Annotated in this window: 22 protein-coding genes; 8 read left to right on the forward strand and 14 right to left on the reverse strand. The window is 70.7% G+C overall.

Features of this window, described 5'->3' with window-relative positions; genetic code table 11:
• Positions 1–117: 117 nt before the first annotated feature.
• The 8 genes from K8556_RS23435 to K8556_RS23470 form a co-directional block, all read right to left on the reverse strand.
• Positions 118–1,191: a prolyl oligopeptidase family serine peptidase gene (locus K8556_RS23435; protein WP_223742306.1), complete on the reverse strand. Its 1,074-nt coding sequence runs from the start codon at positions 1,189–1,191 to the stop codon at positions 118–120.
• A gap of 17 nt (positions 1,192–1,208) precedes the next feature.
• Positions 1,209–1,571: a (2Fe-2S) ferredoxin domain-containing protein gene (locus K8556_RS23440; RefSeq protein ID WP_223742307.1), complete on the reverse strand. Its 363-nt coding sequence runs from the start codon at positions 1,569–1,571 to the stop codon at positions 1,209–1,211.
• A 171-nt stretch (positions 1,572–1,742) separates the two neighbouring features.
• Positions 1,743–2,495 carry an NADH-quinone oxidoreductase subunit I gene (locus K8556_RS23445; protein WP_223742308.1) on the reverse strand — a complete coding sequence of 251 codons (753 nt, stop codon included), beginning with the start codon at positions 2,493–2,495 and terminating at the stop codon, positions 1,743–1,745.
• 27 nt (positions 2,496–2,522) lie between these two features.
• Positions 2,523–3,965, reverse strand: coding sequence for a complex I subunit 1 family protein (locus tag K8556_RS23450; RefSeq protein ID WP_223742309.1), 1,443 nt, complete (start codon positions 3,963–3,965; stop codon positions 2,523–2,525).
• A gap of 2 nt (positions 3,966–3,967) precedes the next feature.
• Positions 3,968–5,857, reverse strand: a complete 1,890-nt coding sequence (locus tag K8556_RS23455) for a 2Fe-2S iron-sulfur cluster-binding protein (protein ID WP_223742310.1) — start codon at positions 5,855–5,857, stop codon at positions 3,968–3,970.
• On the reverse strand, positions 5,854–7,113 hold the full coding sequence (nuoD, locus tag K8556_RS23460; protein ID WP_223742311.1) for an NADH dehydrogenase (quinone) subunit D: 1,260 nt from the start codon (positions 7,111–7,113) through the stop codon (positions 5,854–5,856). The genes K8556_RS23455 and nuoD overlap by 4 nt, the downstream gene beginning before the upstream one ends.
• Before the next feature lie 14 nt (positions 7,114–7,127).
• Positions 7,128–7,646: an NADH-quinone oxidoreductase subunit C gene (locus K8556_RS23465; protein ID WP_120549976.1), complete on the reverse strand. Its 519-nt coding sequence runs from the start codon at positions 7,644–7,646 to the stop codon at positions 7,128–7,130.
• Between the two features lie 170 nt (positions 7,647–7,816).
• On the reverse strand, positions 7,817–9,091 hold the full coding sequence (locus K8556_RS23470) for an adenylate/guanylate cyclase domain-containing protein (protein ID WP_223742312.1): 1,275 nt from the start codon (positions 9,089–9,091) through the stop codon (positions 7,817–7,819).
• Positions 9,092–9,248: 157 nt separating this feature from the next.
• Between K8556_RS23470 and K8556_RS23475 the strand changes: the two genes are divergently transcribed.
• Together K8556_RS23475 and K8556_RS23480 are read left to right on the forward strand one after the other, a co-directional pair.
• Entirely contained in the window at positions 9,249–11,432 is a 2,184-nt protein-coding gene (locus tag K8556_RS23475) for a sulfatase-like hydrolase/transferase (protein WP_223742313.1), read from the forward strand.
• Positions 11,422–11,790 (forward strand): PaaI family thioesterase, encoded by a 369-nt coding sequence (locus K8556_RS23480; RefSeq protein WP_169820855.1) that lies wholly within the window; start codon positions 11,422–11,424, stop codon positions 11,788–11,790. The genes K8556_RS23475 and K8556_RS23480 overlap by 11 nt, the downstream gene beginning before the upstream one ends.
• Before the next feature lie 83 nt (positions 11,791–11,873).
• Here K8556_RS23480 and K8556_RS23485 read toward each other — a convergent pair whose 3' ends face one another.
• Positions 11,874–12,437 carry an NADH-quinone oxidoreductase subunit B gene (locus tag K8556_RS23485; protein WP_120552544.1) on the reverse strand — a complete coding sequence of 188 codons (564 nt, stop codon included), beginning with the start codon at positions 12,435–12,437 and terminating at the stop codon, positions 11,874–11,876.
• A gap of 9 nt (positions 12,438–12,446) precedes the next feature.
• Positions 12,447–12,815 (reverse strand): NADH-quinone oxidoreductase subunit A, encoded by a 369-nt coding sequence (locus tag K8556_RS23490; protein WP_143901814.1) that lies wholly within the window; start codon positions 12,813–12,815, stop codon positions 12,447–12,449.
• Positions 12,816–13,109: 294 nt separating this feature from the next.
• Here K8556_RS23490 and K8556_RS23495 point away from each other — a divergent pair, with 294 nt between their 5' ends.
• Entirely contained in the window at positions 13,110–14,651 is a 1,542-nt protein-coding gene (locus tag K8556_RS23495) for a methyl-accepting chemotaxis protein (RefSeq protein ID WP_223742314.1), read from the forward strand.
• Between the two features lies 1 nt (position 14,652).
• Here the strand turns inward: K8556_RS23495 and K8556_RS23500 are convergent, their stop codons facing one another.
• Positions 14,653–15,483 carry a PHP domain-containing protein gene (locus K8556_RS23500; protein ID WP_223742315.1) on the reverse strand — a complete coding sequence of 277 codons (831 nt, stop codon included), beginning with the start codon at positions 15,481–15,483 and terminating at the stop codon, positions 14,653–14,655.
• Between the two features lie 205 nt (positions 15,484–15,688).
• On the opposite strand from K8556_RS23500, the gene K8556_RS23505 reads away from it, so the two are divergent.
• The 3 genes from K8556_RS23505 to K8556_RS23515 all read left to right on the forward strand — a co-directional run bounded on the left by K8556_RS23505 (position 15,689) and on the right by K8556_RS23515 (position 18,047).
• The gene (locus K8556_RS23505; protein WP_223742316.1) at positions 15,689–16,912 is read left to right on the forward strand and encodes a deoxyhypusine synthase family protein; all 1,224 of its coding nucleotides are present in this window, start codon (positions 15,689–15,691) and stop codon (positions 16,910–16,912) included.
• Positions 16,913–16,957: 45 nt separating this feature from the next.
• A complete protein-coding gene (locus K8556_RS23510; RefSeq protein WP_223742317.1) occupies positions 16,958–17,386 on the forward strand; it encodes an OsmC family protein in 429 nt (142 codons plus the stop codon).
• A 133-nt stretch (positions 17,387–17,519) separates the two neighbouring features.
• Entirely contained in the window at positions 17,520–18,047 is a 528-nt protein-coding gene (locus K8556_RS23515) for a hypothetical protein (RefSeq protein WP_223742318.1), read from the forward strand.
• Between the two features lie 5 nt (positions 18,048–18,052).
• Here K8556_RS23515 and speA read toward each other — a convergent pair whose 3' ends face one another.
• Complete coding sequence (gene speA / locus K8556_RS23520) at positions 18,053–20,059, reverse strand: biosynthetic arginine decarboxylase (RefSeq protein WP_223742319.1); 2,007 nt, start codon at positions 20,057–20,059, stop codon at positions 18,053–18,055.
• A 237-nt stretch (positions 20,060–20,296) separates the two neighbouring features.
• On the opposite strand from speA, the gene clpX reads away from it, so the two are divergent.
• Positions 20,297–21,373, forward strand: a complete 1,077-nt coding sequence (clpX, locus tag K8556_RS23525; RefSeq protein ID WP_223742320.1) for an ATP-dependent Clp protease ATP-binding subunit ClpX — start codon at positions 20,297–20,299, stop codon at positions 21,371–21,373.
• Here clpX and K8556_RS23530 read toward each other — a convergent pair.
• Entirely contained in the window at positions 21,363–22,127 is a 765-nt protein-coding gene (locus tag K8556_RS23530; RefSeq protein ID WP_223742321.1) for a CvpA family protein, read from the reverse strand. The two genes, clpX and K8556_RS23530, sit on opposite strands and share 11 nt — an antisense overlap.
• Before the next feature lie 21 nt (positions 22,128–22,148).
• Positions 22,149–23,105, reverse strand: coding sequence for a J domain-containing protein (locus K8556_RS39520; RefSeq protein WP_304503991.1), 957 nt, complete (start codon positions 23,103–23,105; stop codon positions 22,149–22,151).
• Between K8556_RS39520 and K8556_RS23545 the strand changes: the two genes are divergently transcribed.
• On the forward strand, positions 23,104–23,376 hold the full coding sequence (locus K8556_RS23545; RefSeq protein ID WP_223742322.1) for a hypothetical protein: 273 nt from the start codon (positions 23,104–23,106) through the stop codon (positions 23,374–23,376). The genes K8556_RS39520 and K8556_RS23545 overlap by 2 nt on opposite strands.
• The last annotated feature ends 244 nt before the right edge of the window (positions 23,377–23,620 follow it).

Below are 23,620 nucleotides of genomic sequence, written 5' to 3' on the forward strand. Positions count from 1 at the left end.
TCAGGGCGCCCGGTGCGCCGCCCACTTCCTACGGAGCGCGCTCCGCTTGGCCGTCCCCGGGGCGATCCGCTTGGCCGACCCCGCTATGAACAGCTTGGGTGACCCCGCTGCGATCCATTACCCCGGCCCATGACAGTCGACCCGGAGGGGCACACCGAAGCGCGAAGTAAAGAACTGGAGGAGGTGGGCGTGCTCGAACGCGATCTCCTCCGGGCGCTCCGTGAGGTGGGCGTGCTCGGGGACGATCATCAGCGACGCGTCCTGGCCACGGTCCCGGAGCTTGCGCACGAAGGCGTCCGCGTCGGACAGCGACACCTTGGGGTCCCTCGCTCCCAGCATCAGGGCGATGGGGCCCTCCACCCGGTCCACCCAGGTCATGGGGGAGATGGCGCGCAGCCGCTCCGCGTCCCGCTCCGGGTCTCCGTACTCCGTGGCCCGGGCACGGCGCAGCTCCGGCGTCGTCTGGGAGAGGAACGACGCCAGGTCCGTCTTGGCGGCCAGGGCGAAGCCCGCGTCGTAGCTGCCCGCGAAGCGCGTCATGCCCACCAGCGTCTGGTTGCCTCCGTAGCTCCACCCGAGGATGCCCAGCCTGGGGACCACGCCCTCGCGCGTGAAGCGCTGGCGCAGGCAGCGGCTGGCGGCCTCCAGGTCCGTGGCGGCGGCGACGCGCAACGGTCCGTCGTCCGCGCGGGCCCAGTCCTCGGAGCATTGGGTGCCCCGCACGGCGGGCTCCGCGTAGATGAAGCCCGCACGCAGGAAGAACTCCGGGCGCCAGTGGTAGCCCGGCCTGGGACAGCCCGTCGTGTAGAAGGCGAGCACCGGACACGCGCGCTCCGTGCACGCGGGCGGCACCCGCACCTGGATGCGGAAGCGGACGTCGCCGTTGTCACACGCCAGGTCCTCCACGGGCGCGGCGCTCCAGCGCAGGCGCTGCCCGGAGTCCGCGAGGATGCTCGCCAGGGTGGCCGTCAGCGCCGCATCGGGTTCGACGCGGGGATGGCGCCGCCGCAGCTCCTTGCGGGAGTCGCCGTCCCGCACGAGCGCCGCTCCCACGACGCGGGGGCTGTCCGCGTCCGCGTGCGCGCCGAGCACCCGCGCGGGCGCCGGGGCCACGGGGCGCGAACACGCGCCGAGCACCAGCAGGCCCACGAGGCCCGGCAGCAGGGGGGACACCCGGGACGCTCGACGCACGGCCCACCTCCTGGACTTCAGTCGTCGTCGCCGGAGTCCGGCTGGCCGAACAGCTCGCGCACCGGCGCGTCGTTCTGGATGTGCTCGTCCACCACGCGGCGCATCTTCTCCGCCGTCATCCCGGAGTAGTAGACCTCTCCAGGCCACCCCATGAGCTGGTAGTCCTCCGGGGACAGCGGGTCGCGCTTGCGGCCCGTGTCCTCGCGCACCACCACGTTGGGCCCCATGTGGCAGAAGCCGTAGCAGCCGCCCCGGTACAGCTCGCAGCGGGCCTGCAGGCCCTTGTCGGACAGCGCCTCGCGCGCCGCCACGTGCACCGCGTCCGAGCCGCCCGCGCGGCAGCTCGAACCCTTGCACACCGACATCCGGTAGCGCTTCACGGCGGGGCTCCCCGTGCCAGGCCGGCACCATGCGCATTGAAGAGGTGCAGCATCACCACATGCCCCCAGAAAAGGCTTCGGCCCGCCCTTCCCAGGACAGCGGGAAGGAGGCGGGCCGGGATGCGTGCGGAGGGGCGGCGCACGGCCGCCCCCCGCGGTGCGAAACACGGACTACTTGATGAACTTCGTCACCTGGATGGGACCCTGCTGCGTCACCACCGCGTGCCCGGCGCCCGCCTTGGCGGGGCCCGCGCCCAACTGCTTGGCGTGGCCGTGGCCGTGGTCCGCGTGTCCCTCGCCGATGCGCGTGTGCGCCTCCTTGTGGACGTGGTGCGGCTCCGTGGAGCTCTCCCGCTTGTTCCACGGGTCGGACGGGTGCGACACCGCCGGGCCCTTGAGCAGCTTCGGGATGTCGTAGACGAAGTTCTGCCGGTTGTACTCGGAAGGCGTGTGCATGTACGTGTCCATGCGGATGGCGTCCTTCGGGCACGCCTCCACGCACAGGCCGCACACGATGCAGCGCAGCTCGTCGATGACGAACTGGGTGGGGTACTTCTCGATGACCGCCGACTCGGAGTCGGTGCCCTCGCGCTCGTACTCACCCGCCTCGATGTAGATGCACTGCGCGGGGCAGATGGTCGCGCACATGTAGCAGGCCACGCAGCGCGGCTTGCCGTCCTCGCGCGGAACCAGCCGGTGCAGACCGCGGTAGCCCTCCGGATAGATGGGCTTCTCTTCCGGGTACTCCACCGTGGTCATCAGGCTCGTGCCCGTGCGGTCCACCACCTGGGGGTTGGTGTCGCGCGTGCCGAACATGTTGCGGAAGAAGTGCTTGGTCGTGATGGCCAGACCGCGCAGCAGCTCCGGGATGTACATCCGCTCACGGAGGTCCGTGCGCGGATCCTGGGAGGCATTGAACGCCATGGTGACTTGTCTCGCTTCCGGACCGCGCTAGTGCGCGCCCGCCGGGGAATGGGAGTGAGCGTCCGCGTGCGCCGGCAGGCCGTGCGCATCGTGTCCGTGGCCATGCGCGTCGTGCCCGTGGCCGTGCGCCGCGTCGTGCGCGTCCGCCGCCTTCGCGCCCGTGGTCATCGTCAGGGCGACCACGAAGCCGATCTCCAGCAGGCCCACCACGCCCAGCGCGCGCAGGGACGGATCCCACAGCACCAGCGCGCCGCTGATGAACACGTTGGCCAGGCCCGCGGGCAGGAGGATCTTCCAGCCCAGGTTCTGGATCTGATCGTAGCGGAAGCGCGGGAAGGTCCAGCGAATCACGAGCTGCACCCAGATGAGCAGGATGACCTTGATCCAGAACACCGTGCCCAGCAGCGTGCCGTACACCCAGCCGTGCTCCTGGAAGAAGGGCTGCGCCGCCAGCCACTCGCCGCCGAAGGGCAGGTGGTGCCCGCCGAAGAAGAGCGACGCCGTTACGCCGGCCAGCACCACGACCTCCACGAACTCGGAGATCATGAACATGCCGAACTTCATGCCGGAGTACTCCACGAAGTAGCCGATGATCTCCGACTCGCCTTCCGGAGCGTCGAACGGGGCGCGCTTGGTCTCCGCGAAGGACGCCACGAAGAAGCCGATGAAGCCCAGGGGCTGGATGAAGATGCCCCACGCCGGCAGGCCCAGGTCGAAGGTGCCGTCCGTGCGCCACAGGTACTTCGCCTGCCCGGTGCCGGACACGAGCGCGTTGCCCACCTCACCCACCAGCGCGGGCAACTGCACGGAGGAGAAGGCCAGGAACAGGCCGACGAGCGACAGGCCCAGCGCCACCTCGTAGCTGATCATCTGCGCGGAGGCGCGCACGCCGCCCAGGAGCGCGAACTTGTTGTTGGAGGACCAGCCGGCCAGCGACGTGCCGTACACGGCGAGCGACGCGATGGCGAGCAGGTACAGCATGCCGAAGTCCGGCGTGGCGACGACCATGTCCACCGTCTTGCCGAACACGTTCACGGACGGCCCGGCCGGCACCACCGCGAACAGCGCGAACACCGGCGCGAAGGCGAGGATGGGGCCCAGGTTGAACAGGAAGCGGTTGGCCTGGCCAGGGACGAAGTCCTCCTTGGTCAGCATCTTCAGCACGTCGGTGATGATGTGCGGGATGCCGCCCAGGGAGCGGTTGGACAGGCCGGGGATGGCCAGGCGCGCGCGGTTGGGGCCCACGCGGTCCTGCATGAACGCGGACCACTTGCGCTCCGCCAGCGTGAGCAGCGTCGCGGTGATCATCACGAAGACGAGCATCAGGAAGAGGATGTTCGTCAGGCGGCTGGCACCCTCGAAGAGGTACTCCTCCGCCAGGTAGCCCACCAGATACGCCGAGGCCACTCCGCCGGCGACGGCGAAGATGATGAAGGCCATGGCGAACAGCATGGTCAGGATACGGCTCATGGTCAGATGCCCCTCACGCGCGGCGCGCCGAACTCACGGTAGCCCGGCGGACGGCCGTCGGCCCCCGACGGCAGCGGATTGATGCCCGGCTTCTCCCGGTCCGGCGGAGAGGCCTTGTCCCAGTTGAACTCGGCGAACTCGGACACCTGCCCGGAGAGCGCCCGCCACACGTCGCGCGCGGAAGCCGCGGCGGCCTCGCCGCCCAGCTCGCGCGTCAGCTCCGTGGCCCACTTCCAGTGCGGCACCGCGTCTCCCTTGGAGGGGTACGCCTTGCGGAAGCGCTGGGTGATGCCGTCCGCTTGCGTGAACGTGCCCTCGTCCTCGATGTGCGCGGAGGCCGGCAGGAGCACCGTGGCCTGCGCCGTCACCGGGGACTCGTTCTGCGCCTGGACGACGAAGACCTCCAGCGAGGCGGCGACCTCCGCGAACGCGGCCGCGTCCGTGGGGACCTCCGCGCCCAGCGCGTAGAGCGCCTTCACCTGGCCGGACTTGATGGCCGGGGTGAGCTCCTCGAAGCCCTTGAGCGACAGCCCCAGGCCCTTGGCGATGAGCGCCAGGCCCTGGCGGTTGGGGTTCTTGTCCGCCGTCATCAGGTAGTGGTCCGCCTTGCCCTGCGCCCGGCCACCGACGAACACGGACGTCACGCCCAGCACCGTCTTGGCGAACGTCAGGCCCGCGAGCAGGTCCTCGTTGGACGCGAGCGGCGAGGCCAGCACCGCGAGCTGCTTGGAGCCCGCGAGCGGCTTGAGCGCCTTGACCGCGCCGAGGGCGGCGTCCTTGCGGGTGAGCACCGGCTGCACCGTGCCGGGGGCCTGCAGGCCGCGGCCCACGCGGGCGGACAGCACGCGGCCCACGTTCAGGTCCTTGTACGACAGGCGGCCCTGGTCGCACATCCAGCTCTTGTTGATGGCCTCGTTCTCACGCGGGCGGTACCGGTAGGTGTCCTGGGACATCCAGTCCGCGGAGATGGTGCAGCCGCGCGAGCAGCCCGTGCAGACGGACGGCGTGGCGGACAGGAACCAGGAGCGCGCCTTGAAGCGGAAGTCGCGGGAGAGCAGCGCGCCCACCGGGCACACGTCCACGGTGTTCAGCGAGTAGTTGCTGTCCAGCTCGTTGCCCGGGAAGACGTCGATGCGCTCGTGGCTGCCACGGCCGAAGACGCCCAACTGGGGCTCCTTCGGGATCTCGTTCATGAAGCGGACGCAGCGCGTGCAGATGATGCAGCGCTCCTGGTCCAGCACGACGCGGGGCCCCAGCACCTTGCGCTTGTGCTTGAGGGCCTTGGTGCCCTCCAGCCGCGAGGGCTTGTAGTCGTACTTCATGTAGTAGTCCTGCAGCTTGCACTCACCGGCCTGGTCGCAGATGGAGCAGTCGACCGGGTGGTTCAGCAGCAGGAACTCCATCACCGCGCGCTGCTGCTCCTTGACCTTGGGGGTCGTGGTCTTGATGACCTGACCCTCGGCCATGGGCGTCTGGCAGGCGGGGACGAGCTTGGGCGCGTTGGACGCCTCGATGAGGCAGATGCGGCAGTTGGCCGCGATGGAGAGGCGCGGGTGGTAGCAGTAGTAGGGGATCTCCGAGCCGACCGACTTGGCCGCCTCGATCATGTTGGTCCCCGGCTTCACCACGACTTCGCGCCCGTCGATGACCGCCGTCACGAAGCCCGGGTTCTTGGGCTGCGGCTTGGGCGGAGGGCCACCGGCCGGCGCCGCCGGCTTGGGCGGAGGCGTGCCGGTGGGGCCGCTGGCGGCCGCGGGCGGCGAGTCCAGCTTCGCGCCGGCGGGCGGGTTGGACGGCTCCGGGCCGACCTTGGCCGCGGGCGTGTCGGTGGGCGCGCCCTTGGGGGGCGTCTGCGCGTCACCGGTGGGCTTCTTCGTGTCGTTGTCGCTCACTGCTCGACCTCGCCGCCGATCATGTTGATGGTGTCAAAGGTGGGAACGAGGTCCGCGATCATCTTGCCCTGGATGATGTGCGGCAGCGCCGACAGCACCGGGAAGCCCGGGGCACGCACGTGGACCTTGTACGGACGGCCGCGGCCGTCGCTCACCAGGTACCAGCCCAGCTCGCCGTTGGACGCTTCCGTCGCGTCGTACACTTCACCGGGGGGGACCTGGATGCCCTCCATCACCAGCTTGAAGTGGGCCATCACGCCTTCGATGGTGCCGTACACCTCGGGCTTGGGCGGCAGCGCGATGCGCCAGTCGTCCACGATGATGGGGCCCGCGGGGATGGTGTCCAGGGCCTGGCGGATGATCTTGATGGACTGCCGCATCTCCTCCAGGCGCACGAGGTAGCGGTCGTAGTTGTCGCCGTGCTGGCCCACCACCGACTCGAAGTCGAAGCGGTCGTAGACCCAGTAGGGCTGCACCTTGCGCAGGTCGTGGTCCACGCCGCAGGCGCGCAGCGCGGGGCCCGTCCACCCGTAGTCGATGGCGTCCTCGGCGCTGATGACGCCGGTGCCCTTGGTGCGGTCCACGAAGATGCGGTTGCGCGTGAGCAGCCCGTCCATCTCCAGGAGCAGCTCTTCGGTGCGGTCCAGCGTCTTCTTGACCTTCTCCGACCAGCCCTCCGGCAGGTCGCGGTTCATGCCGCCCACGCGGCCGAAGCTGGTGGTGAGGCGCGCGCCGGTGAGCTCCGTGACGCGGTCCTGGATGAGCTCGCGGGCCTCCATGCCGTAGAGGAACGGCGCGAAGCCGCCCATCTCCAGGCCGGTGGCGCCCACGCACGTCAGGTGGTCGGTGAGCCGGTGCAGCTCGCTGCCGATGACGCGGATGTACTGGGCGCGCTCCGGGATCTCCAGGCCGATGAGCTTCTCCACGGCGTTGAGGAACCCGAAGTTGTTCATCATCGCGGACAGGTAGTTGAGCCGGTCCGTGTACGGCAGGCACTGCGTCCAGGTGACGTTCTCGCAGCTCTTCTGGAAGCCGCGGTGGAGGAAGCCGATCTCCGGGTCGATCTTGACGATGGTCTCACCCTCGAGCTCCACCTTCAGCCGCACGGTGCCGTGCGTGGCCGGGTGGGAGGGGCCCATGTTGATGACCATGTTCTTCGTCTGGAAGTGCGACTCCAGCTCCGACTCCTCATGGGCGAACCCATCGGTGTCGGGGTTGTGCGGCTTCTGCGCGTCGGTGTTGTGGCTGTCGGCCATGGTGGAGGTCTCGATCAGGCGATGCCGCTGGTGCCGGGGCCGCGGAAGATGTCCTTGATGGGGCGCTCGGGGATCAGCGGCTGGCGGTCACGCAGCGCGTAGTCCTTGCGCAGGGGGTGGCCCTGGAACTCTTCGTACAGGAGGATGCGGCGCAGGTCCGGGTGGTCCGTGAAGCGGATGCCGTAGAAGTCGAACACCAGCCGCTCCCACCAGTTGGCGCCGCGGTACAGCGGCGTGAGGGAGGGCAGCTCCGGACGGGTCTCGGTCACGCGCACCTTCAGGCGCACGTGCTCCTTCCGCTTGAGCGAATAGAGGAAGTAGACGACCTCGAAGCGCGGATCACTCTCCGCCAGGTGCAGGCGATCCACGGCGTCCGCGGAGCCGAACAGCTTGAAGTCCAGCTCGGGGTCCATCTTCAGGAAGGTGGCGACCTTCGGAAGCCACTCGGCATGAATGACGGCCCAGGCTCCGCCAGCGCGGTCGACATAGCGCTCCGCGACCGCTTCGGGGAACTGGGCGGCGACCCGGTCCAACGCGAAAATGCTCAAGGGGGGCCTCGATCTACGACAGAGGAAACCGCGGCTTTATAAGGACCGTTCGCGTGGGGCGTCAACGTAAACCCTCAGCCGTGTAGGCCACTTAGGTGGTCCAGTAGCCCGCGTCGCGATCCACCCCCTGCCTGCCTGGGCGCGAGGGGGAAGGCTCAGGCCGCCACGTCCGGGCCCAGCCCCGGGGCGTCCTCGGAGGGCTGGGGGATGAAGGTCACCACCGGCTGGCTCTTGCCGGGCACGAGCGCGGTGGGGGCGGGGGCCCAGCGGAAGGCGTCACCCGCCCGCTCGCGGGTCGCCTGGGAGACGAGCACCGGCACCCCGAAGCCCTTGGTCAGCCGCTCGATGCGGTTGGCCAGGTTCACCGTGTCGCCGATGGCCGTGTACTCCAGGCGCCGGAACGGCGAGCCGATGTTGCCCAGCACCACCGGCCCGGAGTGCACGCCCACCCCCATGCGCAGGCCGGGCTCCCCCCGGGCGGCGCGCTCGGCGTTGACGGCCTCCAATTCGCGCACCATGTCCAGCGCGCACCGGGTGGCGCTCCGGGCGTGGTGGGCGTCCGGCAGCGGGGCGCCGAAGTACACCATCAGTGCGTCCCCGATGAACTTGTCGAGCGTCCCGCCGTGGCGGAACACCACCTCCACCATGCGGCCGTAGTACTCGTTGAGGATGGTGACCACCTGCTCGGGGGGCAGCCGTTCGCTCAGGGCGGTGAAGTCGCGCACGTCCGCGAAGAGGACGGACACCTCGCGCAGCTCCGGGGTGGGGGAGTCGCGGTCCTGGAGGCGCTCGGCGACGGCGGGGGAGAAGTAGCGCCCCAGGCGGGCGCGCTGGAGCTCCTCCTGGGTGACCGCGGCGGACAGCAGGCGGATGCGCTGGAGGAGCCGGGAGGCGCCCGCGGCCGTCATGGCCAGCATCACGGCGGCGGCCACCTGCGCGCCCCCGCCGATGGAGGCCTGCCGCTGGAGCTCCACCTCCGCGAGGATGGCGATGACCGTGACGAGCAGGGTGACGGGCCGCCGCAGGCTCAGCGCGGACAGCAGCACCAGCGCCGCGAAGATGCCCAGCGTGAAGCCGGCCACGCCGCCCGGCGAGGGCGACACCGGCAGCGCCAGGTGCTGCAGCCAGTACACGGCCGGCACGTCCACGAACGCGACGGACAGCGACGCCCAGCGGGCGATGCGCGCGGAGGCCGTCACCGCCACGGCCACGACGGTGGTGCACACCAGGTACAGCGCGAAGGGCGCCAGGTAGACGTCCCAGTCGTGCAGCTCGCGCGCGCGGCCCAGGTACACGGCCATGGAGAACAGCGCGCCCACCGCGCCCAGCCGGACCCACGCCAGGTGCCGTCCATTGGACTGCCGTTCCATGTCGAGCGCGCGCCGGACGGACTCCTGCAGGCTGTCGCTGGGCGTGACGCTGGATGTCATGGTCGGTGCCCCCCGGGCCGAGGAGGGCGTCGGTTGGAAACAGTGAAGGCGCCATCTTGCACCGTCAGTGTGTGCCATGCACGTCAAGGGCACCCCGAAAGCCCGGTAGAACACAGAGTTGGCGCAAGAACGCCGGGACGGAGTAGAGGCTGGGGGCATGTCCGTGCGGTCCGTCGCCTCCTTCCTCCGTGCCGTTTCGGGGCGTCTGGCCCTGGGCGCCCTGCTGGGACTGCTGCTCTTCGCCGCCGAGACGGTCTGGCTGCTCAAGGCGGGCGTGGTGGGCGTGGACATCCCGCTGGACGGCCCCTACGCGGCGCTGGCGGCGGCGGTCCGGCCCCTGCTGCCCGGCGTCATCCTGCGCGTGGCCTCCGTGTACATGGTGGCGGGCGGTCTGCTGGGGCTCGCCGCGGCGGTGCTGACCCGTGCCTGGACGCGGCGGGGTGGGTGGGTGGCGCTGGCGGTGATGGTGCCGCACTGGCTGGGGCTGCTGCTGTTCTGGGCCTGGGACCGGGCGCTCGCGAGGCCCGCGCTCTTTGACGACCTGCCGGCGGCGCGGCCGGTGCTGGCGTGGCTGGTGGATCACGGGGAGCCGTGGCAGGCGCGGGCGGCGGCCGGGGCGTGGGTGGCGGTCCATCTGGCCGTGCTGGCGTGGCGCGGCGCGCGGGGCCTGCGGCGGTCCGTGGCCTCTGGCGATCCAACGGTCCTCCGGGCGGAGCGCACCGCGTGGGCGGTGGTGGCGGGCGTCGTGGGGGTGCTGGCGGTGGCGCTGACGGTGCGCCGCGTGGAGCCTTCCGTGCGGCGGCCGCTGGTGGTGCTCATCGGCATCGACGCGTTCCGGCCGGACCGGCTGGGCGCGGCGGGGCGCGGGGTCGCCCCCCAGGTGGAGCGCTTCCTCCAGGACGCCACGCTCTTCACCCGGGCCTACACGCCGGTGGCGCAGACGGAGCCCGCGTGGCGCTCGCTGCTCACCGCGCGCTGGCCGTACCGCACGGGCGTGCGCTACCCGCTGACGCCCGACGCGCGGCTCGTGCTGGCGCCCACCTTCGCGCAGCGCTTCGCGGAGGCCGGGTGGCGCACGGTGTTCGCCACGGACTGCTCGCGCTTCCACTTCGAGGGCCCGGCCTCCGGCTTCGCCACGCGCTGGCAGCCTCCCCGCGGCGCCATCAACTTCGCGCTGGAGAAGCTGCGCTACCGGGCGCTGGGCCTGTTCGCGGACAACCCGGCCGGCGCCGCGTGGGTGCCCGAGTTCATCGACAACCGCGCGCTCGCCGGCATCCACGACCCCATGGGCTATGCCCGGCGGCTGTCGGACGGGCTGGTGGCGGAAGCAGGGGAGGGGCCGCTGCTCTTCGCCTTCCACGCCACGGCGGCGCACTTCCCGGGTGACCCGGTGTACCCGTTCTACCGCCGCTACGTGTCCTCCTCCGAGCCGCTGGAGCGCCGGCTGCGCATGCACTTCGCGCCGGTGACGCCGGGGGCGAAGGGGGCGTGGAACCGCGCGGGCGCGGAGGGGCTCTACGACGAATTGCTCGCGCAGGCGGACGCGCAGGTGGGGACGCTGCTGGACGCGCTCCGGGCCTCCGGGCGCTACGACGACGCGCTCATCGTGCTGATGTCCGACCACGGCGAGAGCTTCCACGCGGATAGGCCGGACCTGGCGGGCGCGACGTCCGTGCACGGCGCCCGGCTGGGTGAGGAGGAGAACCGCATCCTGCTCGCGGTGAAGCTGCCCGGCGGACGTGGCGCGGGCCCCGCGCAGGTGGATGACCTGGCCCGGCTGGTGGACGTGGGCCCCACGCTGCTGGAGCTGTCCGGCCTGTCCGCGCTGCCGGAGTCGGACGGGGCGTCGCTCGGGCCGCTCTTGCGCGGCGAGGGGCGTCCGCTCACGCCGCTGTACGCGGAGACGGGCTACACGCACGTGGTTCCGGAGGTGTTCGACCCGGGCCACTGGCCGGGCGCGCCGCGCACCTTCGACGCGTACCGCCTGCGCCCGGACGGCGTGGTGGAGATGGGCGACGAGGCGGGCACGGCGGTGCTGCGCGAGAAGGACACCGGCGCCTTCGACGGCCAGCGCTGGGTGGTGGACCGGCCGCAGGCGGACGGCACCGTGCGCCGCACCTGCACGGGCGACTGTGAAGGGGCGGACGCGCGAGCGCTGGCGGACTGGCTGGACGACGCGACGGAGCGCGCACCGGAGGCCGCCTCACGTAGAGTCGCCGGCCATGTCGACGACCGAAACGACTCGCGGCCTCCAGGAAACGTACGCCCCCCACAACGCCTGCTTCGGGTGTGGCCCGGCCAACCCCAAGGGGCTGCGCATCCGCAGCCGCGTGGAGGGTGACCTCGTCGTCGCGGACTGGACGCCCGAGGAGCACCACCAGGCGTTCCCGGGCGTGCTCAACGGCGGCATCATCGGCGCGCTGCTGGACTGCCACTGCAACTGGACGGCGGCGTACCACCTGATGAAGGCGCAGGGCGCGGCCACCCCGCCGTGCACCGTCACCGCCGACTACGCCATCGTGCTCAAGCGCCCCACGCCCATGGGGCCCGTGCACCTGTCCGCGAAGCCCGTGTCCATCGAGGGCGACCGCGTCGTCGTGGAGGGCACGCTCACCGGGGAGAACGGCAAGGTCACGGCCACCTGCCGGGGCACCTTCGTCGCGGTGAAGGAAGGGCACCCCGCGTATCACCGCTGGTAGGCCCCAGGAACGCCTCGGGCCCCGTCACCTGCCTCTTCGTGAGAGGCGGCGCGGGGCCCGTGGGGACAGCGAAAGCGGTGTGACTACTTGCCGGCGGCGAGCATGCGGTCGTGGTGCGCCGCGGTCTCGTTGGGCTGGCCGGGGTCGCGCAGCCGGTGCACCTGGTTGCCGATCTTGTCCTGCAGCAGCATCAGGCCGTCCAGCACCTGCTCCGGGCGCGGCGGGCAGCCGGGGATGTAGACGTCCACCGGGATGATGCGGTCGATGCCCTGGAGCACCGCGTAGTTGTCGTAGAAGCCGCCGGAGGACGCGCACACGCCGAAGGACACGACCCACTTGGGCTCGGTCATCTGCTCGTAGACGCGCTTGAGGATGGGGGCCTGCTTCAGGTTGATGGTGCCCACCACCATCAGCAGGTCCGCCTGGCGCGGCGAGAAGCGCGGGAACTCCGCGCCGAAGCGCGAGATGTCGTGGCGGCTGGCGGCCACGGACATGTACTCCATGCCGCAGCACGCGGTGGCGTACGGGTAGGTGAACAGCGAGTACTTGCGGGCCCAGCCCAGGCCCTTGGACACCAGCTTCTGGAAGAAGCCCATGGCTTCGTCCCGGCGGGTGGTCATGATCGGCGCGATGTCGGTGTCAGCCATGGCGTAGTCTCAGCTCTCCCAGTCGAGAGCGCCCTTCTTCCAGACATAGATAAGGCCCACGACCAGGGTCGACGCGAAAACCAGCATCTCCACGTAGCCGAACCAGCCGAGCGCCTGGAAGTTCACCGCCCAGGGGTACAGGAACACCGCTTCCACGTCGAACACGATGAAGAGCAGCGCGATGACGTAGAACTTCACGGCGAAGCGCTGGCGAGCGGGACCGCTCGACTCGGAGCCTGCTTCGAAGGGGGCCGACTTGGTGCTGCTCGGGCGCTTGGGGCCCAGCCGGGTGGTGACCTGGGGGATGATCATCCCGAGGACGCCGGCCAGCAGGAGCACCACCGCCAGCGGCAGGTACGGTGCAAGGGGTGTAGTCATCGGGCGCGGACCCTAACGACACCGCTGGCGTCGTGTCAAAGGGAAACACCCCCACGCCGGGCGCGCCAACCCCCTGAGAATACGGCCGAAATGCCGGGCCCATCCGGCGCCCGGCTCCGCCGCGCCCCACGCCGCCCGGACGCCTGCCCCCGGACGGGCGGTGGATCAGCGGGCGCCCCGGGGCCGCCCCGCCGCCCCCGGGCCTGGACCGCGGCCGGTTTGACGCTGTGGGGAGCCCACGCCTAGCGTCAGCGGGCTGTAGTCCTTCCGCTCATCGCCTGGGGAGTCGTCGACATGTGGGGCCGGCTGACCTTGCGGATGCAGGTGGCGATCGCGGTGCTGCTCCCGTGCCTCGCGGTGGTGTTCTTCACCGGGGTGTACTTCCCCGCGCGGCAGAAGGCGGCGGGCCTGGAGGTGCTGGCCGGCAGGGCCATGACGCTGGGGACGCTGGTGGTGCGGCACCCCTCGCTCGCGCTGCCGGAGACCGCGCCGGACGCCCGCGCGCGGCGCGACGAGGTCTTCAAGCAGGTGGAGTCCGGCGGCTTCACGCTGACGTTCCAGGAGCTGACCCGGAACGGCGCCGTGGTGGCCCTGCGCGGCCAGGTGCCGGAAGGCACCCCCGAGCCGAAGGAGCCCCAGCCGGGGACGTGCACGGTGGCGCGGGGCTCGGAGCAGGTCGTGGTGCGCTGCGAGAGCGACGGCCGCGTGTACCGCGCGGGCTTCGGCACCCACGAGGTGAAGGCGGCGCTGGCGGCGACGGAGGGCTATTCGCTCATGGGCTACCTGGGCGCCGCGGTGCTCGGCCTGGGGCTCGCCGTCATCATCAGCCGCGCCATCGCTGACCCCGTGTCGCGCGTGACGCAGGTGGCGCGGGAGGTGGCCCGGGGGGACGTGTTCCGGGGTGAGCTGGACGTGTCCGCCGCCGGCGAGGTGCGGCAGATGGCCACCTCCTTCAACGAGATGCTGGGCACGCTGCGCTCCACGGTGATGGAGCTCGTCACGCGCACCGAGCAACTGTCCAGCGCGTCGCGCGGCCTCATGGGCGCCTCCGCGGATCAGGAGCACGTCATCAGCCAGCAGGCCGCGTACGCGCAGCAGATCGCCGCCACGTTCGAGGAGCTCTCCCGCACCGCCGAGCAGATCTCCTCGTCCACGGAGGTGGTGGAGTCCAGCGCGCGGCGCACCCATGACGCGGTCGCGGAGGCCATGGCCGTGGTGGCGCAGGTGGTGGGCGGCATCAACGACATCCGCACGGAGTCCAAGGGCGTGGCGGACGCCATCGTGGGGCTGAACAAGGACCTGCAGCAGGTCTCCAAGATCGCCCAGGTCATCAACCAGGTGGCGGAGCGCAGCGACCTTTTGGCGCTCAACGCGGCGCTGGAGGGCACCAAGGCGGGCGACGTGGGCCGGGGCTTCTCGCTGGTGGCCGCGGAGATGCGCAAGCTGGCGGAGAACGTGTCCGTGTCCGCGCGCGACATCGCCCGCATCGTGGAGAAGGTGCAGGACTCCGGCGAGGAGGCCGCGTCCAAGGCCCGCGTGGGCATGGCGACGAGCGACCGGGGCGTGGAGGTGGCCGAGCAGGCCTCCGCCGTCTTCCTGCGCATCGTGGAGCTGGCGCGCGGCACCAGCGAGGCGGCGCGGCAGATCACCATCGCCACCCGCCAGCAGCGTCAGTCCAGCGAGCAGGCGGTGCAGGGCGCGCGCAACGTGGCGGACCTGGTGAAGCAGGGCGTGGACGCCACCGGCCGCACCACGCGCATCGCCCAGGACCTGCAAGCCGTGGCGGAGGGGCTCACCGCCGTGACGAGCCGCTTCAAGGCCCAGCCGCGCTCCTGAGTCAGACGGGCCGGGACGACGGCGCGCGGGCGCGCAGCTTCTGGAACAGCTCCGGGGGCATGGCCGCGACGCCCAGCCGGTGGTCGGGCGCCACCGCCTCGCCGTGGAAGTCGCTGCCGAAGGTGGGCACGAGGTCGCTCTCCGCCGCGAGCCCCAGGTACTTCTGCCGCACCGCGGGGTTGTGGTCCACGCTGAGGACCTCCAGGCCGGAGAGGCCCGCCTTCGCCAGCGCTTGGATCTCCGGGCGCTCCATCTTGGAAGAACCGGGGTGGGCGAGCGTCGCGGTGCCCCCTGCGTTGCGGATGAGCCGGATGGCGTCCGCGCCGTCCAGCTTGAAGCGCTCCACCCACGCCGCGCGGCCCGTGCCCAGGAAGCGGTCGAAGGCGGCCTTCACGTCGATGCACCAGCCCTGATCCACCAGCACCCGCGCCAGGTGGGGACGCCCCAGTTGCGCGTCCCCGGCCACCTTGCGCACCTGCTCCATGCGCACCGGGAAGCCCAGCTCGCGCAGGCGGGCCACCATGGCCTCCATGCGGTGCGTGCGCTCATCGCGGAGCCGGTCCGCGAAGCGCGCGAGGTCCGGGTCCTCCGGGCGCAGGAAGTGGCCCAGGATGTGGGCCTCCTTGCCGTACACGAAGGCGGACAGCTCGATGCCGGGCACCAGCTCCACCCCGTGCGCGGCGGCGGCGGCCTTCGCCTCCTGGAGCCCGGCCACCGTGTCGTGGTCCGTCACGGCCAGGACGGTGACGCCCGCGGCGGCGGCTCTGGCCACCAGCTCCGAGGGCGGGTACTGGCCGTCACTGGCGGTGGTGTGCGAATGCAGGTCGATCACGGCGGGGGACCCTCCGGGGGGCGGCGAGGCGGGCACTCTTACGCCATGTCCCCATGGGAAGGGGCCGGAAGAGCGGGCCCTGTGTGAATCCGCACGGCGGACGGTTTGTTCCTGTCCGGTGGCGGCCCTTCGGGGAGGCTCGGGGAGGGGCGGGGTTGAAGGCGGGCCTCCCCTTGGCTGGCGGGCGGTGTTAGATCGCCGCGCCATGGCCAAGACCCCGACCCCGAAGAAGTCCACCCTTCGCGCCGCCTACGCGAACGCGCGCAAGGCGGATCCGCGCCCCATCACCGGCAAGGAGAAGCCGGCGGAGCTGCTCGCGCACGCGTTCAGCGCCTACGTGGGCCGGCAGGAGCGCACCGCGTTCGAGCTGATGCAGCAGTCCGTGCAGCAGGACGCGTCCATCTTCCTCACGCTGTCGGGCGCCATGACGCCCGCGGGCCTGCACCAGTCCTGCATCATCCCGCTGGTGGAGAAGGGCATCATCTCCGCCATCACCACCACGGGCGCCAACCTCTACCACGACGCCCACCGCATCATCGGCCACGGCATCCGCGAGGTGAACCCCAACGCGGGCGACCTCCAGTACCGCCTGGCGCGCATCATCCGCATCTACGACCTGGGCTTCTGGGAGGAGGCGCTGCTCGACACCGACCGCCTCTTCTCCGCCATCCTCCGGCAGCCGCAGTTCCAGCGGAAGATGACCACCCCGGAGTTCCACTACCTCCTGGGCAAGGCCATCCATGGCATCGAGAAGCAACTGGGCGTGAAGCAGCCGTCGCTGCTGTCCACCTGCTACAAGCACGGCGTGCCCATCTGGGTGGGCGCGGTGCAGGACGGCTCCATCTTCCTCAACGTCGTGAAGCTCAAGCGCCTGTTGGGCGACGAGTTCAAGTTCGAGCTCGACATCAACGACGACGTCTATTCCATGGCCGCCATGCAGCACTACTGCCGCCACCACGGCAGCGGGAAGCTGGCCATCTGGATCCTGGGCGGCGGCGTGCCCAAGAACTACACGCTCCAGGGCGAGCCGCTGCTGGATCAGATCCTCAACGTCCCCACGTCCGGCTTCGACATCGACGTGCAGTTCTGCGTGGACCCGGTGGACAACGGCGCGCTGTCCAGTTGCCCGGCCGGTGAGGGCCACACCTGGGGCAAGGTGTCCGTGGAGGCCGTGGAGACGGGCTCCATGTACGTGCACTGCGACGTGACGGCGGTGTTCCCCTGGCTCACGCACGCGCTGTTCAGCGAGCCCAAGAACAAGCGCAAGCCCATGCGCCTGATGGACAAGATGGACGACGCGGTGAAGTTCCTGGACGCGGACGTCAAGAAGCGCAGCAAGTCGCTGATGAAGACGCTGGACTGGAGCATCGAGGACGCCGAGCCCTCCTCCGAAGAGGATGCCAAGGCCCACGACAGCTTCGTGCGTTAGCGCGCAGTCCCTCCAACCAAGGCCCCGAGTCCCAAGGAGACGGTGATGAGTCAGCAGCCCGCGACGGGTGTGGTGATGTCCCTGGTGAGTGCCCCCCAACTGAAGACGCAGGTGACGCACGGCCCGTCCGGCGCGACGTTGCCCACGGAGGCGCCGAAGGACAACGGCGGCACCGGCGGCAGCTTCTCCCCCACGGACCTGGTGGCCACGGCGCTGGCGTCCTGTGTCGTGACGACCATGCACCTGGTGGCCGGCAAGGAGGGCATCACCCTGGGCGAGGTGCGCGCCACGGTGGAGAAGCGGATGACCCCGCCGCCGCGCAAGATTGGGGAGCTGGTGCTCTCCATCCTGATGCCGGCCGGCCTCACGCGGGAGCAGCGCACCACGCTGGAGAAGATCGCCCACGAGTGTCCCGTGGCGCGCAGCCTCCACCCGGACGTGAAGGTCACGGCTTCGTTCGGCTACCCGGACTGAAGCGGCCGTGAGGGGGCTCGGCAGGCCGTCCGCCTCCCGAGCCCGCTCCGAGCCCCAACGGCGGCGTGCGGCGAGCAGCCGCCGTGCCCACCCTCCTGAGGTTCTCTGCTGCCTCGGGGGAGGGGCACTCGGCATGAACCTGAAGCGACTGGGCATCTACCTCAACGACCACCTGCTGGGCTCCACCGTGGGGCTGGACCTCGCGAAGCGCACGGAGCGCGAGAACCGCAGCAACCCGGTGGGCCAGTACCTGGCCACGCTCATCCCGCTCATCGAACAGGACCGCGCCACGCTGCTCACGGTGATGGCCGCCCTGGAGGTGCGGGTGGATCCGCTCAAGGTGGGCGGCGCGTGGCTGACGGAGAAGCTGTCGCGGCTGAAGCTCAACGGCTCCTGGCTGCGCTACTCGCCGCTGAGCCGGCTGGTGGAGCTGGAGGGGCTGTGCGTGGGCTCCCACGGACGCGTGTCCCTGTGGAGGAGCCTGGAGCGGGTGGCCGCGAAGGAGCCGCGCCTGGCGCGCTTCGACTTCGCGTTCCTCGCCGAGCGCGCCGACGGGCAACTGGAGACGCTCCAGACGCTGCGGCTGCGCTCGACGGATGCGGCGTTCAGCGACACGTCCGTCGAGACCGGCGAACAGGCACCGGTCCCGACGGAGGCCTAGGGACTTCAGGTCCCCGAGGGCGAGACGGGCGCGCGCGTCCCGTTTTCGGGGCCGGGCAGCAGGCGCAACTGACTGGCGGAGGTGAACGTCGCGTCCACCTCGCGCTCCAGGTACGTGTAGCCGGACAGGCCGTCCTCGTAGACGCGCAGCAGGTTGCGCGACTCGTCCAGGGTGATGCGCCCCTGGCGCAGCGCCAGCTCCGTGAACTTGCGCAGCTTCGCGACCAGGTCGTCCTTGTTGTAGCTCACGTAGTTGAGCACTTCCGTCACCGTGTCCCCGGCGACGACGTGGTCGATGAGGTAGCCGCCGCCCGGAGCGAGCGACACCTGCACCGTGTGCGTGTCCCCGAAGAGGTTGTGCAGGTCGCCCAGGATCTCCTGGTACGCGCCCACCAGGAAGATGCCCAGGTAGTAGTCGTCGCTGTTGAGCGCGTGCAGCTCCAGCGCGTCCTTCACCTCGCGCTTGTCGATGAAGTGCTCGATCTTCCCGTCCGAGTCGCAGGTGATGTCCGCCAGCGTCGCGCGCCGGGTCGGCTTCTCCGCCAGGCGGTGGATGGGCATCATCGGGAAGAGCTGATCAATGGCCCACGAGTCCGGCAGCGACTGGAACACGGAGAAGTTGCAGAAGTACGTGTCCGACAACTGCTTCTCCAGCGCCTCCAGCTCCTCCGGGATCTCTCCGGCCTCGCGCGCCACGCGCAGGATCTTGTGGCAGATGGCCCAGTAGAGGTTCTCCGCCGCCACGCGCTGCTCCAGCGACAGGTGGCCCAGGGAGAACAACTGGAGGCTCTCCTCCTTGGCGTCCTGCGCGTCGTGGAAGGCCTCGATGACGTTCTTGTTCGTGACCTCGCGGAACGTCGAATAGAGGTTGCGCACCACGGAGGGCGCCTTCTCATCCACCTTGTCCGGCGTCTGGGACGGGTCGAACTCGCTGGTGCCCAGCACGTCCACCACCAGCACCGCGTGGTGCGCCACCACGGCGCGGCCGGACTCGGAGACGAGCGTGGGGTGCGGCACGCCCGCGCGGTCGCAGGCCTCCATCACGCCGAAGACGACGTCGTTGGCGTACTCCTCCGTCGTGTAGTTCATGGAGGAGGCGAAGTTCGTCTGGGAGCCGTCGTAGTCCACGCCCAGGCCGCCGCCTACGTCCAGGTACTTCAGCGGCGCGCCCTGGCGGGCCACCTCCACGTAGAAGCAGCCCACCTCGCGCAGCGCGTTCTTCACGTTGCGGATGTTGGAGATCTGGCTGCCCAGGTGGAAGTGCAGCAGCTCGAAGGAGGACAGCAGGCCCGCGTCCTTCATGAAGCCGATGCAGTTCATCAGCTCCGACGAGGACAGGCCGAACTTGGAGCGATCACCGCCGGACGCCTCCCACTTGCCGGCGCCGCGCGTGGACAGCTTCACGCGCATGCCCAGCCGCGGCGTGATGCCGGTGCGGCGCGCCACCTCCGCGATGAGGGGCAGCTCGCTGGGCTTCTCCACCACCAGGATGACGTTGCGGCCCAGGCGCGAGTAGAAGAGCGCCGTCTCGATGTACTCCTCGTCCTTGTAGCCGTTGCAGATGACGAGCGCGTCCTCGCTGTCCAGCAGCGCCATGACGGCGAGCAGCTCCGGCTTGCTGCCGGCCTCCAGGCCGTAGGTGTGCTCCTTGCCCGCCTCGATGATGGTCTCCACCACGTAGCGGTGCTGGTTCACCTTGATGGGGTACACGCCCCGGTACAGGCCCTTGTAGCCCTGATCCGCGATGGCCTTCTTGAACGCGTTGTTCAGGTGCACCACGCGGTGGCGCAGCACGTCCGTGAAGCGCAGGAGCAGCGGCAGGCCGATGCCCCGGCGGCGGACCTCGTCCACCAGCTCCTTGAGGTCCATGCTCGGAGCGGCGGGCCCGTCCGGGTGGACGCACACGTGGCCCTTGTCGTTGATGCCGAAGTAGGGCGAGCCCCAGTTGCGGATGCCGTACAGCTCGTGGGCATCGGCCAGGGTCCAGCGGTGCTGAGGGGAGGGAGCGGCCATCGTTGTTTCGTGCCTCCGGTGGAGCGCGCGGCGGGGGTGTGGAAACTCCCATGAACACGGGAGGGGGGCCGGACTATCGGAAACGCCCCATCCATTCAATAGCCGCCTGTTCCCAGGGCAGGCAGGCGGGCAGGGCCTCCATTCGGGACTCTGGCCCTGGTGGGCCGGTCAGCATCCAATTCCTACCCTTCCTTCCAGGCAGCACCGGGAGGCCGAGTGGAGAGAAGGGGAGGGTACATGGAGTCGTCCGCACGCAGGGAAGAGGCAGCGCCACTGACCCCGCGGGAGATCTTCGAACGATTGGATCGCTACGTCATCGGCCAGGACGCCGCGAAGCGAGCGGTGGCCATCGCCGCCCACAACCACCTCAAGCGCATCCAGGCGCGGCGGATGCGCCGGCAGTCCCTCATCAAGAAGTCCAACATCCTGCTGATTGGTCCCACGGGCAGCGGCAAGACGCACATCGCGCGCAACCTGGCGGAGATCCTCCACGTCCCGTTCACCACCGTGGACGCCACCGAGTACACGGAGGCGGGCTACTACGGGAAGGACGTGGAGGTGATGGTGTCCGACCTGCTCTTCAAGGCGAACCACTCCGTGGAGGACACCCAGCGGGGCATCATCTTCATCGACGAGGTGGACAAGATCGCCCGCCGCACCCAGGGCGCCCGCAACGGCGCGGGCAGCCGCGACATCGGCGGTGAGGGCGTGCAGCAGTCGCTCCTGAAGCTGCTGGAGGGGCGCGAGGTGCACGTGCCCATGAACGTGACGCAGGCGTGGAACAAGAGCGACTTCGTGCAGGTGGACACGCGCGACATCCTCTTCATCTGCGCGGGCACGTTCAGCGACCTGCACGACTACGGCGACGAGGGCGGCCGGGCCATGGGCTTCGGCTCGGACGCGCTCACGGCGAAGCGCAAGGAGAAGCGCATCTCCACGAAGCAGTTGGTGGACTTCGGGATGATGGCGGAGTTCCTGGGCCGCATGCCGGTGATGGTGCAGTTGGAGCGGCTGGGCGAGCCCGACCTCCTGCGCGTGCTCACCGAGCCGCCGGATGCCATCACCCGCGAGTTCAAGGAGCTGCTGTCGCTCGATGAAATCGAGCTGGAGTTCCCGGAGAGCGGCCTGCGGGAGGTGGTGCGCTACTCCATCGCGCGCGGGCTGGGGGCTCGCGGCCTGCGCTCCATCCTGGAGCACGTGATGTCGGACATCATGTTCGAGGCGCCGGAGCGCAAGCACCGCCAGGTGACGGTGGACGCGGAGTTCGTGAAGGCGCGGCTGGCGGCGCTGGACGACGTGGAGCTCAACGCCTAGCGGGCGTGGGCTTCTCCGAGGCCCGGGCGGCGGCGCCCAGCCGTGCCGCCGCCTGCGGATCCTGGATGAGCTGGAGGATGACGTCGTTGCGCAGGAGGGCCCGCGTGTCGCCGCGCTCCAGCGCGTCCTGCAGGTCCCGGTGCGACAGCGCGAGCTGGAAGCGCGGGTCCTTGCGCAGCGCCTTGTAGGCCGGGTCCTCCTGGAGCTTCTTCGCCTTCGCCGGGTCGTGCGTGGCCTGGGCCACCTGGACCAGGTCCTCCAGCGGGGCGAACTGGGTCAGCTCGAAGAGGTTGAAGCGGCGGGACAGGTCGAAGGCGACGGAGTCCTTGGGGGCCACGCCCATGCGCTTGCCGGCGACGATGACGTGCTGCTCCATGAACGTCAGCGCGCTCAGGCAGACCCAGAACAGCGCGGCCATCTTGCCGCCTCCGAGCACGAAGCCCAGGGTGCGGTCCAGGCCGCGCTCGTCGGGGTCCCTGCCGGAGAGGAAGCGCAGGAGCAGCGCGCCCAGGGCGTACCTCACGGTGAGCCACGTGACGACGAACAGGAGCACCGTGCCGAAGAGCGTCCCGATGAGCAGCGGTGAGCCCAGCGCGACGGCGAGCTTGGGGCCGGCGAGGGGCGCGAGCTTGCGCGAGACGAAGTAGCCCGCCGCGAGCCCCACGGAGTTGGCCACCTGCCGGGCGGCGCCGGAGAGGGCGCCGAGGATGCCGAAGAACAGCACCATGCCCAGGAGGATGAGGTCGATGACCATGGGTGGGGCTCCTGGGGGCCGCTAGCGGATCTTGAACGAGGAGTCGCCCTTGGACTTGTCCGCGGTCTGCTTCTGGGCTTCCGCGAGGGCTTCCTTGTAGCGGGCGTTGGAGGGCTCGTAGGTGAGCGCCATCTTGAGGTTGCGCTCCGCGGCGGAGGGGTTGCCGGACTCCAGGTCCTTCTGGGCCTGGGTGTAGAACTGACGGCCCTTGGGGTGGGTGCCGATCTGCTCTTCCTGCTCCTTCTTCGCGGCGGCCTTGGTCTCGGCCTCGGAGGCGTCGGTGAAGCGCAGCTTCTGCGCGCGGTCCGGGCCGGCGATGTCGGTGAGGTACTTCTTGCGCTTGGTGTCGTCGCGCAGGACGTAATAGGCCTCGGTGACGCGCTTGTAGAGTTCGTTCACCTGGTCCTTGAGGGCCTTGGACTCCAGGTGGAAGAAGCGGTCCGGGTGGTAGACGCGGCTCTCCTTGTAGAACGCCTTCTTGATGTCGCTGGGGGCGGCGGTGCGCTCCAGGCCGAGCAGCTCGAAGTAGTCCATCTGGTCGAGCTTCGCGCAGCGCGACTCCAGGTCCACGAGCTGCTCCGGGCTGAGGGCCGGGCCTCCCGCGGAGGCGGGCGGCGGCGGAGGCGTGCTGGCGGCGGGAGGACGCGGCGGGGCCACAGGCGGTGGCGTCAGCGGGCGGGGTGAACCGGCGGGCGCGAGCGCGGGCAGGGACGTGGTGGGGCGGTTGCCGGGGCGCGGCGGCGCGGGAGTCGCCGGAGCGATGGGCGGGGCGACCTGCCCGACGGCGAGCACTGGCGGCGGGGTGGGCGCGACGGTCGGTGGGCCCGGAGGCCTGGAGGCGATGGGAGGCGGCGTCAGCGGGCCCACGGTGGGGACCGGGCGCGCGGCGGGCGGGGCCCCTGCGGGGCTGATGGTGGGCACCGAGGGCGGACGGGCGGCGGGAGCCACGGGCGGAATCACCGGGCTCAGGGGCTGCATGGTCGGCACGACAGAAGGTCCGCGAGCCACGGGCGGCGGCGTCGGCATGGACGCGACGCCCGGTACCGCTGGAGGCATGGCGGGCGAAGCGCTCGCGGTGGGCGGAACGACCGGCGCGACCCGAGGCATCGACGCGGGCGCCACGGGAGGCGTCACCGCGCCCACGGCCGGTGTCGTGGCGGTCGGCCGGGCAACAGCGGGCGCCTGCGGCGGCGTCACGGCTCCCGCGGCCGGTGTCGTCGCGGTCGGCCGGGCAGAGGCGGGGCCCTGAGGCGGAGTCACCGCGCCCACGGCCGGTGCCGTGGTGGTTGAGCGGGCAACGGGCGGAGTCACCGCGCCTACTGCCGGTGTCGTGGCGGTCGGCCGGGCAACAGCGGGCGCCACGGGCGGAGTCACCGCGCCCACGGCCGGTGTCGCGGCGGTGGGACGCGCAGGGGTCTGCGGCGGCACCGCGCCGACGGCAGGCATCGCGGTGACGGTGGGGCGAGCGCCTGCGGGAGTCTGGGGTGGAGGCA

This window comes from Corallococcus sp. AS-1-12 (genome assembly GCF_020036995.1).
Taxonomy (GTDB): domain Bacteria; phylum Myxococcota; class Myxococcia; order Myxococcales; family Myxococcaceae; genus Corallococcus.